This is a genomic window from Anoxybacillus flavithermus (assembly GCF_002742685.1).
Classification (GTDB): Bacteria; Bacillota; Bacilli; order Bacillales; family Anoxybacillaceae; genus Anoxybacillus; species Anoxybacillus flavithermus_E.
On sequence record NZ_PEDM01000015.1, the window covers coordinates 44924 to 61916 of the forward strand.

19 protein-coding genes and 1 pseudogene are annotated in these 16993 nt (G+C 42.4%); 17 read left to right on the top strand and 3 right to left on the bottom strand.

The window, feature by feature from the left end; genetic code table 11:
- The first annotated feature begins 38 nt into the window (after positions 1–38).
- The 12 genes from alaS to CS060_RS08435 all read left to right on the top strand — a co-directional run bounded on the left by alaS (position 39) and on the right by CS060_RS08435 (position 11471).
- Positions 39–2672, top strand: coding sequence for an alanine--tRNA ligase (alaS, locus tag CS060_RS08380; protein WP_035046004.1), 2634 nt, complete (start codon positions 39–41; stop codon positions 2670–2672).
- An 82-nt stretch (positions 2673–2754) separates the two neighbouring features.
- Positions 2755–3021 (top strand): IreB family regulatory phosphoprotein, encoded by a 267-nt coding sequence (locus CS060_RS08385; protein ID WP_035046013.1) that lies wholly within the window; start codon positions 2755–2757, stop codon positions 3019–3021.
- Between the two features lie 4 nt (positions 3022–3025).
- On the top strand, positions 3026–3448 hold the full coding sequence (gene ruvX / locus CS060_RS08390; RefSeq protein ID WP_035046006.1) for a Holliday junction resolvase RuvX: 423 nt from the start codon (positions 3026–3028) through the stop codon (positions 3446–3448).
- 5 nt (positions 3449–3453) lie between these two features.
- Positions 3454–3747 carry a DUF1292 domain-containing protein gene (locus CS060_RS08395; protein ID WP_004889318.1) on the top strand — a complete coding sequence of 98 codons (294 nt, stop codon included), beginning with the start codon at positions 3454–3456 and terminating at the stop codon, positions 3745–3747.
- A gap of 87 nt (positions 3748–3834) precedes the next feature.
- Positions 3835–4917, top strand: coding sequence for an endolytic transglycosylase MltG (gene mltG, locus CS060_RS08400; protein ID WP_035050146.1), 1083 nt, complete (start codon positions 3835–3837; stop codon positions 4915–4917).
- A 109-nt stretch (positions 4918–5026) separates the two neighbouring features.
- Positions 5027–5674: an O-methyltransferase gene (locus CS060_RS08405; protein WP_035050149.1), complete on the top strand. Its 648-nt coding sequence runs from the start codon at positions 5027–5029 to the stop codon at positions 5672–5674.
- A 1-nt stretch (position 5675) separates the two neighbouring features.
- A complete protein-coding gene (locus CS060_RS08410; protein ID WP_035050151.1) occupies positions 5676–6605 on the top strand; it encodes a peptidase U32 family protein in 930 nt (309 codons plus the stop codon).
- Between the two features lie 20 nt (positions 6606–6625).
- Complete coding sequence (locus CS060_RS08415) at positions 6626–7879, top strand: peptidase U32 family protein (RefSeq protein ID WP_035050153.1); 1254 nt, start codon at positions 6626–6628, stop codon at positions 7877–7879.
- A gap of 1 nt (position 7880) precedes the next feature.
- Positions 7881–8516, top strand: a complete 636-nt coding sequence (gene udk, locus CS060_RS08420) for a uridine kinase (RefSeq protein WP_035050156.1) — start codon at positions 7881–7883, stop codon at positions 8514–8516.
- Positions 8517–8608: 92 nt separating this feature from the next.
- Complete coding sequence (greA, locus tag CS060_RS08425; RefSeq protein ID WP_035050159.1) at positions 8609–9085, top strand: transcription elongation factor GreA; 477 nt, start codon at positions 8609–8611, stop codon at positions 9083–9085.
- Positions 9086–9132: 47 nt separating this feature from the next.
- On the top strand, positions 9133–10881 hold the full coding sequence (locus CS060_RS08430; protein ID WP_099668877.1) for a peptidoglycan D,D-transpeptidase FtsI family protein: 1749 nt from the start codon (positions 9133–9135) through the stop codon (positions 10879–10881).
- A complete protein-coding gene (locus tag CS060_RS08435) occupies positions 10878–11471 on the top strand; it encodes a YrrS family protein (protein WP_035050781.1) in 594 nt (197 codons plus the stop codon). Before CS060_RS08430 ends, CS060_RS08435 begins: the two co-directional genes overlap by 4 nt.
- A gap of 4 nt (positions 11472–11475) precedes the next feature.
- Here the strand turns inward: CS060_RS08435 and CS060_RS08440 are convergent, their stop codons facing one another.
- Positions 11476–11679: a DUF2536 family protein gene (locus CS060_RS08440; RefSeq protein WP_035018511.1), complete on the bottom strand. Its 204-nt coding sequence runs from the start codon at positions 11677–11679 to the stop codon at positions 11476–11478.
- 136 nt (positions 11680–11815) lie between these two features.
- Here CS060_RS08440 and CS060_RS08445 point away from each other — a divergent pair, with 136 nt between their 5' ends.
- Genes CS060_RS08445 through CS060_RS08465 form a run of 5 tightly spaced genes read left to right on the top strand, consistent with a single transcriptional unit; the run spans position 11816 to position 15567 of the window.
- Complete coding sequence (locus CS060_RS08445) at positions 11816–12454, top strand: class I SAM-dependent methyltransferase (protein ID WP_099668878.1); 639 nt, start codon at positions 11816–11818, stop codon at positions 12452–12454.
- A gap of 18 nt (positions 12455–12472) precedes the next feature.
- A complete protein-coding gene (mtnN, locus tag CS060_RS08450) occupies positions 12473–13171 on the top strand; it encodes a 5'-methylthioadenosine/S-adenosylhomocysteine nucleosidase (protein WP_035050782.1) in 699 nt (232 codons plus the stop codon).
- Positions 13172–13215: 44 nt separating this feature from the next.
- Entirely contained in the window at positions 13216–14139 is a 924-nt protein-coding gene (locus tag CS060_RS08455; RefSeq protein ID WP_099668879.1) for a PLP-dependent cysteine synthase family protein, read from the top strand.
- A gap of 1 nt (position 14140) precedes the next feature.
- Complete coding sequence (locus tag CS060_RS08460; protein WP_035049098.1) at positions 14141–15274, top strand: bifunctional cystathionine gamma-lyase/homocysteine desulfhydrase; 1134 nt, start codon at positions 14141–14143, stop codon at positions 15272–15274.
- 35 nt (positions 15275–15309) lie between these two features.
- Positions 15310–15567 carry a YrhC family protein gene (locus CS060_RS08465; protein ID WP_082180298.1) on the top strand — a complete coding sequence of 86 codons (258 nt, stop codon included), beginning with the start codon at positions 15310–15312 and terminating at the stop codon, positions 15565–15567.
- A gap of 510 nt (positions 15568–16077) precedes the next feature.
- On the opposite strand, the gene CS060_RS08470 is transcribed toward CS060_RS08465, so the two are convergent.
- Both CS060_RS08470 and CS060_RS08475 read right to left on the bottom strand, forming a co-directional pair.
- On the bottom strand, positions 16078–16701 hold the full coding sequence (locus CS060_RS08470) for a thermonuclease family protein (RefSeq protein ID WP_099668880.1): 624 nt from the start codon (positions 16699–16701) through the stop codon (positions 16078–16080).
- 122 nt (positions 16702–16823) lie between these two features.
- A pseudogene (locus CS060_RS08475) lies at positions 16824–16993 on the bottom strand (IS701 family transposase); the annotation flags it as partial.

Sequence of the window (16993 nt, forward strand, 5' to 3'; positions counted from 1 at the left end):
ATGGGAGTTTTTATATTTTTACAAGGGAGGAAGGAAACGTGAAAAAGCTAACATCTGCTCAAGTTCGTCAAATGTTTTTAGACTTTTTTAAAGAAAAAGGTCACGCCGTTGAGCCGAGCGCATCGCTCATTCCGATTGACGATCCGTCATTGTTATGGATCAATAGCGGTGTCGCAACGTTAAAAAAATATTTTGATGGCCGCGTCATTCCAGACAATCCGCGCATTTGTAATGCGCAAAAATCAATTCGTACAAACGACATTGAAAACGTCGGAAAAACGGCGCGCCACCATACGTTTTTTGAAATGCTCGGAAACTTCTCGATCGGCGACTATTTTAAACGAGAAGCGATTCATTGGGCATGGGAGTTTTTAACGAGCGAAAAATGGATCGGTTTTGATCCGAACCGTCTTTCTGTGACAATTCATCCAGAAGATGAAGAAGCGTTTGACATTTGGCATAACGAAATTGGTTTGCCAGAAGAACGCATTATTCGTTTGGAAGGGAACTTCTGGGATATTGGGGAAGGCCCAAGCGGACCAAATACAGAAATTTTCTACGATCGTGGGGAACAGTTTGGTAACGACCCGAACGATCCAGAATTATATCCGGGTGGAGAAAACGAACGTTATTTAGAAGTATGGAACCTCGTCTTTTCGCAATTTAACCATAACCCTGACGGTACATATACACCGCTTCCGAAGAAAAACATTGATACGGGCATGGGATTAGAGCGGATGTGCTCGATTTTACAAGACGTTCCGACAAACTTTGATACGGATTTATTTATGCCAATCATTCGGGCGACGGAACAAATTTCAGGTGAAACATATCGCACCGATGCAGAAAAAGACGTGGCATTTAAAGTCATTGCCGACCATATTCGTACGGTCACGTTTGCCATTGGCGACGGCGCGCTGCCATCAAACGAAGGACGCGGTTATGTGTTGCGTCGTTTATTGCGCCGTGCGGTTCGCTATGCAAAACAATTAAACATTCAACGTCCATTTATGTACGAACTCGTTCCAGTTGTCGGTGAAATTATGGTCGACTATTATCCAGAAGTAAAAGAAAAAGCACAATTTATTCAAAAAGTAATTAAAAACGAAGAAGAGCGCTTCCATGAAACATTAAACGAAGGCCTTGCAATTTTAGCGAACGTGATCGAAAAAGAAAAACAACGTGGTAGCGATACGATTAGCGGTGAAGATGTATTCCGTTTGTACGATACATACGGCTTCCCTGTGGAATTAACGGAAGAGTATGCAGCGGAAGAAGGAATGAAAGTCGACCACGACGGTTTTGAACGTGAAATGGAGCGTCAACGTGAGCGAGCACGTGCTGCGCGTCAAGATGTTGATTCGATGCAAGTCCAAGGCGGCGTATTAGGCGACATTAAAGTAGAAAGCACGTTTGTCGGTTACGATCAACTGTCTGTTTCGTCTGTTGTCGAAGTGATCGTGAAAGACGGTCAACTTGTGAACGAAGTAAGCGAAGGACAAGAAGCGCAAGTGATTTTACGTGAAACGCCGTTTTATGCAGAAAGCGGTGGACAAATTGCGGACCGTGGCTGGATTGAAGGAGCAACAGGAAAAGCATATGTAAAAGATGTTCAAAAAGCACCGAACGGTCAACATTTACATCACATCGTCGTCGAACAAGGGGTTATTCAAACAAACGGCACATATACAGCACGTGTCGATGAAGCAGCGCGCGTTGATATCGTGAAAAACCATACAGCGACACACTTGTTGCATCAAGCGTTAAAAGATGTGCTTGGAGTGCATGTGAACCAAGCCGGTTCGCTTGTTGCACCTGATCGTTTACGTTTTGACTTTACGCATTTCGGTCAAGTGAAGCAAGAAGAGCTCGAGCAAATTGAAGCGATCGTCAACGAGCAAATTTGGCGCAATCTCCCTGTTGCGATCGACTATAAACCGCTTGATGAAGCGAAAGCGATGGGGGCGATGGCGCTATTTGGCGAAAAATATGGCGACATCGTGCGCGTCGTGCAAGTAGGCGATTACAGCCTAGAGCTTTGCGGTGGTTGTCACGTAACAAATACAGCCGAAATCGGTTTATTTAAAATTGTTTCTGAATCAGGCATTGGCGCAGGTACACGCCGTATTGAAGCCGTAACGGGCAAAGCAGCGTATCGTTTAATGAACGATCAAATTGCATTATTAAAAGAAGTCGCGGAAAAATTAAAAACAAATCCGAAAGATGTATTAACGCGCATTGATACGCTCATGAACGATATGCGCGAATTGCAGCGTGAAAACGAATCGCTCGCTGCTCGTTTAAGCCATATGGAAGCAGAAAACTTAGTGAACCAAGTAAAAGAAGTAAACGGTGTTCAACTGATCACAAGCAAAATAAATAATGCAGATATGAACAGCTTGCGTGCGATGGTCGACGATTTAAAACAAAAATTAGGTTCAGCGATCATTGTGCTTGCTTCTGTGCAACAAAATAAAGTAAACTTAATTGCTGGTGTCACAAATGATTTAATTGATCGTGGCTATCACGCTGGGAAGCTCATTAAAGAAGTAGCAACGCGTTGCGGCGGTGGCGGTGGCGGCCGAGCAGATATGGCACAAGCGGGCGGAAAAGATGTGAACAAAGTAGACGAAGCGCTTAAATTTGTCGAACAGTGGGTAAAATCTGTTTAATAAATGGTGGAAATCGTGTACAATGGATGTAAGGATGGATATGCCAGATTTCGTGGAACGTGAGAGTGGGGTGCAAAAGACGGTGAGTTCGTTTGATAATACTATGCAATTTAACTTCTCGGAAGAACCGATGGACGTCGATGTTCGGGAAGTGTTACTTACCGTATACGACGCATTACAGGAAAAAGGGTATAACCCAATTAACCAAATTGTCGGCTACTTATTGTCTGGTGATCCAGCTTACATCCCTCGTCATAAAGATGCCAGAAACATGATTCGCAAAGTCGATCGAGATGAATTAATTGAAGAATTAGTGAAATTCTATTTACGAACACATCGTGAGGAATAGACACATGCGCATTTTAGGATTAGACTTTGGAACGAAAACGCTTGGCGTTGCTGTAAGCGATGAGCTAGGATGGACGGCTCAAGGCATCGAGACGATTCGTATCGATGAAGGAAAAGGTGAATACGGTTTTGATCGTTTGCGGCAATTAATTGAGCAATATGCGGTCGAAGAAATTGTCGTCGGATTTCCGAAAAATATGAACGGCACGATTGGGCCGCGCGGTGAAGCAACACAACGTTTTGCGGAACGAGTGAAAGAAACGTTTTCACTTCCTGTCGTCTTGTGGGACGAAAGATTGTCTACCATGGCGGCAGAACGGATGTTGATTGCTGCGGACGTTAGTCGAAAAAAGCGAAAACAAGTGATTGACAAAATGGCCGCAGTGATGATTTTACAATCGTATTTGGACCATAAACAATTGAGGTGAACATGATGGAACACGGTGAAAAACACATTACAGTCGTTGATGAAGACGGCAACGAACAACTTTGCGAAGTACTATTTACATTTGAATCTGAAGAATTCGGAAAATCTTACGTCTTGTACTACCCAATCGGTGCGGAAGAAGATGACAACGAAGAAATTGAAATTCACGCATCTTCTTTTATCCCGGGAGAAGATGGGCAGGCAGGAGAATTGCAGCCGATCGAAACAGAAGAAGAATGGGATATGATCGAAGAAATGCTAAACACATTCCTGGGCGAAGAGGAAGAAGATGAAGAATAAGAGGCTGACTATACGTCAGCTTCTTTTTTTTATTTATGTCGCGTCATGATTTGTAGTATAATGTCAAAAGTGAGGGGAGGATGACGTATGTTACAAGAACATGAAGCGAAGACGGTGCGAAAAATTGTCCTATACATTACAGCACCTTTGTTATTGTTGATAATTGCCGCATGCATTGGCTTATTTGTATATATTCGTTCTGCCTTGCAGCCTGTTGATCCGAACGACAAAACGCCGATTCATGTTGAAATTCCGATCGGTTCATCGGTGTATACGATTGCAAATGTGTTAGAAAAAAACGGCGTCATCAAAAATGCGACGATTTTTCGCTACTACGTGAAATTTAAAAATCATGCTGACTTTCAAGCAGGCAATTACACATTTACAAAAGCGATGACGCTAGCACAAATTGCTGAACAGTTAAAAACGGGGAAACTTGTAAAAGAAGCGAAACTAAAAATAACGATTCCAGAAGGAAAACAGCTGACACAAATTGCAATGATCATTTCGCAAAAAACGGGCTATTCGACAGAAGACATCATGGCGAAGTTAACGAATCGGCTGTACATTGAGGAATTAATGAAGAAATATCCTAATGTTTTAACAACTGATATTTTTAATAAAAACATTCGTTATGCATTAGAAGGCTATTTATTCCCAGCGACATATTCATTTACAGAAGAAAAACCTTCGCTTGAAGAAATCATTGAAACAATGATCGCGAAAACGGAAGAAGTATTAGCGAAATATATAGAGGATATGGAAGAAAGAGGGATGACCGTTCATCAACTCTTAACTATGGCATCACTCATTGAAGAAGAGGCAACAGAAAAAGCAGATCGCGAAAAAATTGCAAGCGTGTTTTACAATCGATTAGAAAAAGGAATGCCACTTCAAACCGATCCAACCGTTTTATACGCACTCGGCAAGCATAAACAACGTGTATATTACAAAGACTTGGAAGTAAACTCACCGTACAATACGTATATGTATAAAGGGCTACCACCGGGACCGATTGCGAATGCAGGGGAAATGTCTCTTCACGCTGCGCTTCATCCAGCTGAAACAGATTATTTTTACTTTTTAGCTACGCCAACAGGAGATGTCATTTTTACAAAAACGCTTGACGAACATAATCGAGAAAAGGCAAAATATATCGGAAAGCAATAAAACGTTCGCATTTTGTTTGGAATTATGGTAGTATATATAAAGTTATGGATCGTGATGAAACAAGAGTTCAACTCGTTTGAACTCTTGTTTTTACGAGGAGGACGGTTTATTGGTAAATCAGGAAATTATTCAATATGTGGAGTCATTACTTCCTAAAAAAGAAGAAGCAATTGTAGCCATGGAACAATATGCGCATGAACAAGGTGTTCCCATTATGGATGCGCTCAGTATCGAAATGATGTTGCACATATTAAAACTCATCGAACCGAAGCGCATTTTAGAAATTGGTACAGCAATTGGATACTCTGCCATTCGAATGGCGAAGGCGTTGCCGAATGCGACAATTGTGACGATTGAACGAGATGAGGAACGCTATAAGCAAGCGCTTGTTTATGCGGAGCAAACGAGTACGAAGGGGCAGATGATATTATTGTTTGGCGATGCGCTTGACATGAGCGATGAAGTGAAAAAACATGCTCCGTTTGATGTATTGTTTATTGATGCGGCAAAAGGACAATATCGCCGTTTTTTTGAGTTGTACGAGCCATTTTTAAATAAAAACGGAGTCATTATCACAGATAACGTATTATTCAAAGGATTTGTTGCGACAAATGAACCGATTGAACAAAAACGGATACGCCAGCTCGTTAAAAAAATTCACGCATATAACGAATGGCTGATGGCGCATCCGTGCTATGAAACGATCATCATTCCGGTCGGTGACGGAATGGCGATATCGAGAAAACGAGGTGAATAGAATGAAAAAACCAGAATTGCTTGTTACGCCAACGGACGTTGCTCATATCGAACAACTTGCTCAAGCAGGAGCAAATGCTGTCATCATTGGTGAACAACGATACGGCTTACGTTTGGCAGGTGAATTTTCAAGGCAAGATATCATCGATGCCATGCACGTGGCACGAAAGTACGGTGTGCGCGTATATGTTGCGATGAACGCGCTTTTTCATAACGATAAAGTGGATGAGCTAAGCGATTACGTTCGCTTTTTATCCGAACAACAAGTGGATGCGATCGTGTTTGGCGACCCAGCTGTCTTAATGACGGTGCGGGAAGTAGCACCGCATATGAAACTTCATTGGAATACAGAAACGACAGCAACAAACTGGTACGCTTGCAACTATTGGGGACGAAAAGGAGCAAAACGTGCCGTTCTTGCCCGCGAGTTGAATATGGAAGAAATCATTGACATTAAAAAACATGCGGAAGTGGAAATTGAAGTGCAAGTACATGGAATGACATGTATGTTCCAATCGAAACGTTCCCTCATCGGCAACTACTTTGAATACCAAGGAAAATTTATGGAAGTACAACAAATGAAATATGCAAAAGGGCTCTTTTTGTACGATAAAGAGCGCGACAACAAATATCCGATTTTCGAAGATGAAAACGGCACGCACATTATGAGTCCAAACGATATTTGCATCATTGACGAACTAGAAGACATGATTGACGCAGAAATCGATAGCTTTAAAATTGATGGCGTCCTTCATGAGCCCGACTATATTACAGAAGTAACGAAATTATATCGCCGCGCCATTGATTTATGTACAGAAAACCGTGAACAATACGAAGAAGAAAAAGGGGAACTACTTGCGCGCATTGAAGCGATTCAGCCAAAACATCGCCCGTTAGACACCGGCTTTTTCTTTAAAGAAACGGTATATTAAACAAAAAGGAGGGAGCTTTCGTGAGCATATCACAAATCATCGATGGCAAGCGTGTCATTGTGAAAAAACCAGAGCTGCTCGCTCCAGCCGGCAACTTAGAAAAATTGAAAGTGGCCGTACATTACGGGGCAGACGCTGTGTTTATCGGTGGACAAGAATACGGTCTTCGTTCTAATGCCGATAACTTTACGCTTGAAGAAATGGCCGAAGGTGTGCAATTTGCGAAAAAATATGGAGCAAAAATTTACGTGACGACGAACATTTACGCTCATAACGAAAACATTCCTGGCCTCGAAGATTACTTGCGCGGTTTAGAGCGTGTCGGCGTGCACGGCATTATCGTTGCTGACCCGCTCATTATTGAAACGGCACGCCGTGTCGCACCAAAATTAGAAGTGCACTTAAGTACGCAACAATCGCTCACAAACTGGAAAGCGGTCCAATTTTGGAAAGAAGAAGGACTTGAGCGCGTCGTTTTAGCGCGTGAAACGAGTGCGGAAGAAATTCGTGAAATAAAAGAAAAAGTCGATATTGAAATCGAAACGTTTATTCACGGTGCGATGTGTATCGCCTATTCTGGTCGTTGCGTATTAAGCAACCATATGACTGCGCGCGATTCAAACCGCGGCGGTTGCTGTCAATCGTGTCGTTGGGATTACGATTTGTACAAGCTTGAAGGGGATCAAGCGATGGCGTTGTTTGATGAAAATGACGACCCGTTTGCGATGAGCCCGAAAGATTTAAACTTAATTCAATCCATTCCAAAAATGATTGAGCTCGGTATTGATAGTTTGAAAATCGAAGGACGCATGAAATCAATCCACTACGTTGCGACTGTTGTTAGCGTGTATCGCAAAGTTATTGATGCATATTGCGCTGACCCTGACAATTTCGTCATTCGCAAAGAGTGGCTAGATGAGCTCGATAAATGTGCGAACCGCGATACCGCGCCAGCCTTTTTTGAAGGTGTTCCAGGCTATAAAGAGCAAATGTTTGGCGTTCATAGCAAGAAAACGACGTACGATTTCGTCGGTCTTGTGCTTGATTATGACAAACAAACAGGCATCGTGACGTTGCAACAACGCAACTTCTTTAAGCCAGGCGATGAAGTGGAATTTTTCGGACCTGAAATTGAAAACTTTACGCAAGTGATTGAAAAAATTTGGGATGAAGAAGGGAATGAGCTAGATGCCGCCCGTCATCCGCTTCAAATTGTTCGTTTTAAAGTCGATCGAGAAGTTTTCCCATACAACATGATGAGAAAGGGGCACTAACATGAGGAAGAGACCGGTTGTCATCGGAGTTGCAGGCGGCTCCGGTTCGGGGAAAACGACCGTTACAAAAGCGATTTATGAACATTTTCAAGGACATTCCATTTTAATGCTTGAACAAGACTTTTACTATAAAGATCAAAGTCATTTGCCGTTTGAAGAACGATTAAAAACAAACTATGACCATCCGCTCGCTTTTGACAATGACTTGCTTATTGAACATATTAATAAACTGTTGAATTACGAACCAATTGATAAGCCTGTATACGACTATACGCTTCATACACGCTCAAACGAAGTCATTCGCGTCGAGCCGAAAGATGTCATCATTTTAGAAGGTATTCTTGTATTAGAAGACGAACGATTGCGCAACTTAATGGATATTAAAGTGTACGTTGATACAGATGCCGACATTCGCATCATTCGTCGCCTATTGCGCGACATTAAAGAGCGCGGACGCACGCTTGAATCAGTCATCGAACAATATGTAAACGTCGTGCGTCCAATGCACAATCAATTTATCGAACCGACGAAACGGTATGCCGACATTATCATCCCAGAAGGCGGTCATAATCATGTCGCCATCGATTTAATGGTTACAAAAATTCAAACGATTCTTGAACAAAATTCTATTTTGTAATACCATAGCATAGATAATATGTAAACTTTTTGTCTTTTGTACGAACTGCTCGTTCGTACATTTTCCATACATAAATAAAAGGAGTGAGTTTCATGTCAATGGAAAAAGAATACCCGATGACGAAAGCTGGGAAGGAGAAACTTGAGCAAGAACTTGAATATTTAAAAACGGTGAAACGAAAAGAAGTCGTAGAGCGCATTCAAATCGCGCGCAGCTTCGGGGACTTATCTGAAAACTCGGAGTACGATGCAGCGAAAGATGAGCAAGCGTTCGTTGAATCGCGCATTCAAATGCTTGAAAATATGATTCGCAATGCAAAAATTATCGAAGAAGATTTAGAAAGTACAGACATCGTATCGCTTGGAAGAACGGTGACATTTGTCGAGCTTCCAGATGGGGAAGAAGAATCGTATACGATTGTTGGTAGTGCAGAAGCGGACCCATTTGAAGGGAAAATTTCAAACGACTCTCCGATCGCTAAATCTCTTATCGGTCGCCGTGTTGGTGAAGAAGTAACCGTTCATACGCCTGGTGGCGATATGGTTGTAAAAATCGTTGCAGTGAAATAGGTTTTAAAATGTAACACCTCGTCGACAATGAAGACGAGGTGTTTTTTATGGTAAAAAAACGAATGATCATCATATTAACAATGATTCAATTAGCCATATTTGGTTTAATCGGTCGGCTCGTCCAATTACAGCTTGTAAGCACCGAGTCGTTTCATGGTGTGAATTTAATTGAAGCAAGCGTCGCACAGCGTACGGAACAGCTTATTATTGATGATGGCCGCGGGATGTTCGTCGATCGAAACGGTGAACCGCTTACGTATGAATACGTTCCGACGCTCGTGTTATTTCCTTTTTTAAAAAAAATGGACTGGCCCATTGATCAAATCGCAACGATTGTTTCCATGCCAAAAGAAACGATAAAACGGCAGCTTGAAACAGCGAAAGGTCCGATCATTTTGCACAATGGACAACAACCAATTCAACTGCAACCTTGGCAAATGGAGCGGATTAATGATTTGCGCATTCCAGGTGTAATTGCCGTTCATAAACAGTACGAACTCAAACAAAAATATGCGCAACATGTCATCGGCTTACTTGGAGAAAATGTTAAAGTGTTAAAAGAACGCTACGCGGATCGAAACTTATCTCCAAAAACAAAAATAGGCGTGTCTGGCTTACAAAGTTCGTTTGATGAATTTTTAATTCCTGATGGGGAAACGAAGTTATTGTATCACGTAGATGCTCGCGGTGAGCCGCTGTTTGGGATGGATGTGAAATATACGGAGCAGGCGAATCCGTTTTATCCGATTACGGTACAAACGACGATTGATCGCACCCTTCAACAGCGTGTTGAACAAATTGTAGCGCAACATGGCATGGAAAAAGGAGCTGTTGTTTTACTTGATGTCGAAACGAATGAAGTCCTTGCGTTAGCGAGTGCTCCAGCGATTGACGAGCGAAATCCGTATAAAAACGGAGCGGCTGAAAACCAAGCACTTCTTCCTCAAGTGCCAGGATCTATTTTTAAAGTTGTCGTTGCAGCAGCGGCACTTGAAAACGGACTTGTTCACGGACAAACGTTTAACTGTGATCGTAAAATTAACGGTAAACAAGAAGAAAAAAAGAGAGGGCTGCGCTCGTTTGAAGATAGTTTTGCGATCAGCTGCAATCGTACGTTTGGAGAGTTAGGAGAACAACTCATTGCGATGGACAAAAATATGTTTGATGTATATGCTCGAAAACTCGGTTTGCTTCCACTTGTCGGGTGGGAAGGTGATGTGTATCATTTTCAATCGTTTCGTCCGCTTCGTGAAGAGAAAAAAGGCACAATTTGGACGGATGAACGAGATAAACACGTTCCACTTGCTATTGCCCAAACGTCAATCGGTCAAAAAGATGTGCGCGTTTCACCGCTTGCAGTGGCGAATATGATGGCAACGATTGCTCGCGGCGGCGAGGTAAAACAAGTGCGCATCACTAAAAAAATGATGTATAAAAATGGAACTACGTTTTTTACTTTTGATGAAAAGCGACTAACAACCGATTCATTGCGCAACGAGACGATCGACAAACTACAAGAGCTATTGCAACTCGTTGTGACGCATCCGGAAGGGACTGGTCGTTCATTTCAATCGTTGCCTTACGCCGTAGCAGGAAAATCAGGAACAGCGCAAACAGGAAAAAATGACGCAGTGAACAAATGGTTTGCAGGTTATTTTCCAGCTGACCGTCCAAAATATGCGCTTGTTGTGGTACAATTAGAAACAACGTCATCTGCCGCCGTCACGAACAAAGTATTTGCTGATATCGTTCGCGCCACATACGAGTTGGAACAGAAAGGAAGATACCAAAAGTGAGCAGCCGTTTTGCCAAACGTTCAAAACAAAGAAAAGTCAATCGCGTATTAAATACGTTCATTGCGATTGTGTTTGCGCTTATTTTATTTTTTGGATGGAAATGGTTATCCTCAAACGACCGTCCGGTGAAAGAAACAAACACATCTCCTCAGCCGGTTGAAGTGGAGACAAATGAGCCGCCAAACGATGAGCAACCATCCGAAACGGAAACAGAAACAAACGAACAACCGAATGACAACGTAGAAGAAACGGTTGTCGATGATCCAAACTCAAACGTTATTCGTGAAGTTGTAAACCCGTCATGGCAACCGATCGGTACAACACAATCAGAGCCGCATGTGACAACATACGAGAAAAACTCTGTTGATTGGAAAGAAATGATTGATGCGATTAGTTATGCGACAGGCATTTCTTCTTCTGATCTGATCGTCTGGTTTATCGGAAATGGCGGCAGTCCGAATCACGCCGTTGCCACCGTCTCAAAAAAAGACAAAACAGAACATTATAAAGTGTTTATCGAATGGGTGACAAATGAAGGGTGGAAGCCGACAAAAGTACAGCAATTAAAAGAAATAGAGCGCCGTCCGTGACGCTCTATTTTTTTGCTTTAAAATGCACCATAGCACTATAAAGACGCTGTCCGTTTTCTAACAGTTGCATTTGATAGGAAACATGATGCACTTCAAGCATAATTGCTTTGTTATGTTCGATTTGGTCATTAATTTTTTTCTCTAACGTCGCTAAGTCCGTCGCCTCAAAAAATTCTACTTTATCTTGAATGAGATCAAACGTAATCATCGTCTTCCTCCTCTCTACACGTAGTTTAACACATTTCCATTGAACATCTAAAAAAAATATGGTAGATTGAGAACAGCAGTACATTTAATTCATACTATACTTATAGGAATTATTATATTTAATGGAGTGTGACATCATGGGACGTGAGTTTTTAGACATCTTTGAGAATTGGGCACAATCGTACGATTCGTCTGTATACGGGCACGATGAACAATATCGCGACGTATTTGACGGATATGAGACGATTTTAAATACAGTTGTTGAAAAAAGCGGCAACGTTGTTTTAGAGTTTGGTGTTGGGACAGGAAATTTAACGAAAAAACTAATTGAGGCGAACAAAACTGTATATGGCATTGAACCGTCTGTACCAATGCGTGAACTTGCGAAAGAAAAACTTCCGAATGTGACGATTGAAGACGGAGACTTTTTACAGTTTCCTTTGCCGAATGAACCGGTCGATACGATCGTGAGCACATATGCTTTTCACCACTTAACAGATAAAGAAAAAGAAGAAGCGATCGGCAAGTATAGCGCACTTCTTCGTAAAGGTGGTAAAATAGTGTTTGCGGATACAGCATTTATTAACCGCGAAGCGTACGAGGCGATGATTGCAGAAGCGAAACAAAAAGGATTTGTTGATTTAGCCGAAGATTTACAACGGGAATATTACACGACGATTCCTGTCTTAGAGCGTATGTTTACAACGCACGGTTTTACCGTCACATTTACGCCAATGAATCGTTTCGTCTGGTTGATGGAAGCTGTCAAACAATAAGTGAAAGAGGTTGAAACGATGAACATAGCAATCATTGGAGCGATGGAAGAAGAAGTGGCGATTTTGCGCGAAAAAATCGCTAATCGAACAGAAACGACGGTAGCGAATTGTTCTTTTTATAGCGGCACGTTAGACGGAGCGAACGTCGTCTTATTAAAATCAGGCATCGGGAAAGTAAACGCAGCGATGTCAACAACGATTTTGCTTGAACGTTTTGCACCAAATGTTGTGATTAATACAGGTTCAGCTGGCGGTTTTGCGCCATCATTAAACGTTGGAGATATCGTCATTTCGACCGAAGTTGTTCATCACGACGTCGACGTCACCGCATTCGGCTATGCATACGGTCAAGTGCCAGGCATGCCAGCGCGCTATAAGGCGGATGAACGATTAGTACAAGCGGCTGAAACGAGTGCTGCACACATTCGCGACATTCAAGTCGCAAAAGGATTAATTGCGACAGGCGATTCATTTATGCACGATCCTGCGCGCGTTGATTTTGTGCGCACGCAGTTTCCTGATTTATATGCTGTGGAAATGGAAGCCGCTGCGATTGCGCAAGTATGTCATCAATTTAACGTCCCGTTTGTCGTCATTCGCGCATTATCAGACATCGCAGGCAAAGAGTCGAACGTATCGTTTGAACAATTTTTACAAAAAGCAGCCCTTCACTCATCTGAGCTTGTGCAATTGATGGTGAATGAATTGAATAAATAAGGAGAGGCATCCTCTCCTTCTTTTCATCTTTTGGGGGGAACAACATGAAAGTAGCGAAAAACGTACATGAATTAATCGGCCGTACGCCAATGGTTGAAATTACACAATTTCCACTTCCAAAGGGCGTGCGCATATTTGCAAAACTCGAATATTTAAATCCCGGGGGAAGCGTCAAAGACCGTCTAGGACAAGAATTGTTAAACGATGCGTTAGCGACAGGGAAGTTAAAAGAAGGTGGAACGATTATCGAGCCAACGGCAGGCAATACAGGGATCGGTCTTGCGCTTGCTGCGATCGGGAAAAACATTCGCGTCATTTTTTGTGTGCCAGAAAAATTTAGCATCGAAAAACAACAACTAATGCGCGCACTTGGCGCAACGATCATCAATACACCAACTCACGAAGGAATGCAAGGGGCGATTCGCAAAGCGAAAGAGCTCGCTGCGGAAATTCCAAACTCCTATTGCCCGCAACAATTTGAAAATCCAGCGAACCCACGCACGTACTACAAAACGCTTGGCCCAGAAATTTGGGAGCAACTGGACGGAAAAATTGATATTTTCGTTGCTGGTGCTGGATCAGGTGGTACATTTATGGGAACGGCCAAATTTTTAAAAGAAAAAAATGAGCGGATAAAAACGGTTATCGTCGAACCAGAAGGCTCGATTTTAAACGGCGGAGCACCGGGTCCACATCGCACTGAAGGCATCGGCATGGAATTTTTGCCACCATATATGGATACGAGCTATTTTGATGCGATCCATACGATTTTAGATGACGATGCGTTTCGTCGCGTCAAGGAGCTTGCGCAAAAAGAAGGACTGCTTGTCGGCAGCTCATCTGGTGCAGCGTTTCATGCAGCGCTACTAGAGGCGGAACAAGCGAAAGAAGGAACGAACATCGTCGTCATTTTCCCAGATAGTAGCGAACGATATTTAAGTAAAAACATTTACGAAGGTGGGATGTAACGTGAGAAGAAAAACGAAACTCATTCATGGCGGCATTTCGGGAGATATGCATACAGGGGCGGTATCCGTTCCGATTTATCAAGTGAGCACGTATAAACAGGAAGCGGTCGGCGTGCATAAAGGATATGAATATTCGCGCACAGGCAATCCGACCCGCCATGCGTTAGAGGAACTGATTAAAGATGTGGAAGAAGGATATGCTGGCTTTGCGTTTAGCTCAGGTATGGCAGCCATTACTGCCGTCATGATGTTGTTCAATAGCGGCGACCACGTCATTTTAACTGACGACGTATATGGGGGCACATATCGCGTCATGACGAAAGTATTAAACCGTCTCGGCATTGCATCGACGTTTGTTGATACAAGCGACTTAGCGAACATTGAAGCGCACATTCAACCAAACACCAAGGCCATTTATATTGAAACGCCGACAAATCCACTTTTAAAAATTACTGATTTACAAGGTGCATCAGCAATTGCGAAACGTCACGGACTATTGATGATTGTCGACAACACGTTTAGCACACCATATTGGCAAACGCCGATCGCATTTGGTGCAGACATCGTCATCCATAGCGCGACAAAATATTTAGGCGGACATAGCGATGTCGTCGCAGGGCTTGTCGTCGTCAATAGCGAACAACTTGCGGCCGACTTGCACTTCATCCAAAACTCGACAGGCGGCATTCTCGGTCCACAAGATTCATGGCTATTAATGCGCGGCATAAAAACGCTCGGCATTCGCATGGAAGAACACGAACAAAATACGTGCAAAATCATTGAATTTTTAACGAATCATCCAGCTGTTACGCGCGTGTATTACCCTGGGCTTCCGTCACATCCAAATTATGATGTAGCGAAAAAACAAATGCGCGGCTTTGGCGGCATGGTGTCATTTGACGTCGGCAGCGCTGAAAAAGCGGAACAAGTATTAACGCGCGTCCGCTATTTTACGCTAGCGGAAAGTTTAGGTGCAGTAGAAAGTTTAATTTCACTCCCAGCAAAAATGACGCACGCCTCTATTCCGAAAGAGCGCCGCGATGAACTTGGTATTACCGACGGTCTCATTCGCATCTCTGTCGGATTAGAAGATGCCGACGATTTAATAGAAGATTTAGCACAAGCGTTGGCATAAATTACATCGCACCCTTTTTTCTTTTCTATGATACATTGAAAGAAGGAAGGGGGACGGTTATTTTGGATGAACAAAAGCGAAATTGGTTAGGAAAAGCGCGCGACTATAAAGCATACAGTCTCGTTTTATTTGCGCTTAGCGCGTTTTTATATGTCGGTACACTCATCCCAAACGCTATCGACGAAGCAAAGCGACCACTTGTGCTCGGAGCAGTGTTTATGCTCATGCTCGCCTCTATTTTTTTCTCTTACCGTTCAAACATATACGCACGAAAAATAGAAGAAGAAGCATAAACCCCATTTTCGAACGAAACAAAAACGTGTAAAATAAAAGAAAATGGGCAAAAGGGGGAATGCATGATGATGTGGATGATTACAGGCTTAGTCATTACAGCTGTCATCGGTTTTGTTATTATCGCGGAAGTGAACGCCGAAGCATAAAACAGTCTCCAAATCGGAGGCTGTTTTTATACAACAACTACTTGTGAATATATTCACAACCGTCGTCGACCTCCAATCTTGCAAAAATCCCAGGGAATCGACGACAGTTTATTTTTTGCAACTTTTTCAGACGTATCAAGGCATCAAGATTATTGACAGAATTTTCGGATGGATATATAATAGAGTTGTATAGCTTTTCCATATGTTGATTTATCAACGCTTTTTTGGGGTTTGTATCGTACCTATGAGGAATTGAAATATCAATAAAAAAATGTTAGCCAAAAAACATCTTGGTAGTTTTTATCGTACCTATAAGGATTAAAAAACTGTTCCGAAGTGTTGTTCGGAACAGCTTTTATGTTGTTATGCTTTCCAGAGACCTTTTTTTTGTTGACGTGCTTTTCGTTCGGCCTCAAGAAAGCGTTGTTGATATTTGACATTTGGTTGAATTGTCATCACGCGTGCGTATCCGTCTTTTACGAGCGTTTCGTTGTAAAGCTCTTTCCCAATCCAAACGTATGCTAGGAATCGACCGTATTTATCTTTTACCCCGACATCAAATTCGAGTGTGACAGTTTTGTTAGTTAATCGTTTTTTCGTATAGTTAGACGCTTCTTTCCCATATTTCTCGACTGGTTTTTGAGGATGGACGGTTTCTGGTGTATTAACCCCAATGAAACGAACTCGTGATGTTGCACCGTTAGAGAAGCGTACATCGATCGTGTCGCCATCTACTACACGAATGACTTTTACGATATGTTTTGAATTTACACGAATAGCAGGAACACCCGTGGCTTTACTTTTTTGGCGAATAATGTTGCCGTTTTTATCATGATAATGATACTCTCCCGTTTTTAGCCCCCATTTTTCACAATTAGTTCGACAAGTATGCCCACCGTTTGCATCTGTTTTTCCTGGATGGGCGTATGCAGAAGAAGTAAATAAAAAAGTGAAAGCAATGAGAAAAGAAAATATGGCTCTAAACAAAATGACTTCCTCCTTTGTCCTCTATATTTTTTGCTCCCTTTCCTATTATTTTTATATTTACTGTAGTTGAGCAATTTCTGTAACAAAAATTACTATATGAAAAGAGACAAACAGGGTACCCCTTATGCCACGTGAAGCTGTTTTTTCACGGCATCAATGGGAATATTTTGTTTCGCTGCGCCGTAGATAAATTCTACAAGACGATGTGCTTTGTTCGTTCGGAGAAAGTCAAGCCCGGTAGAGAAATCACCGTTGGACTCGAACATACTGTACACATAAGTCAGTTGTACCA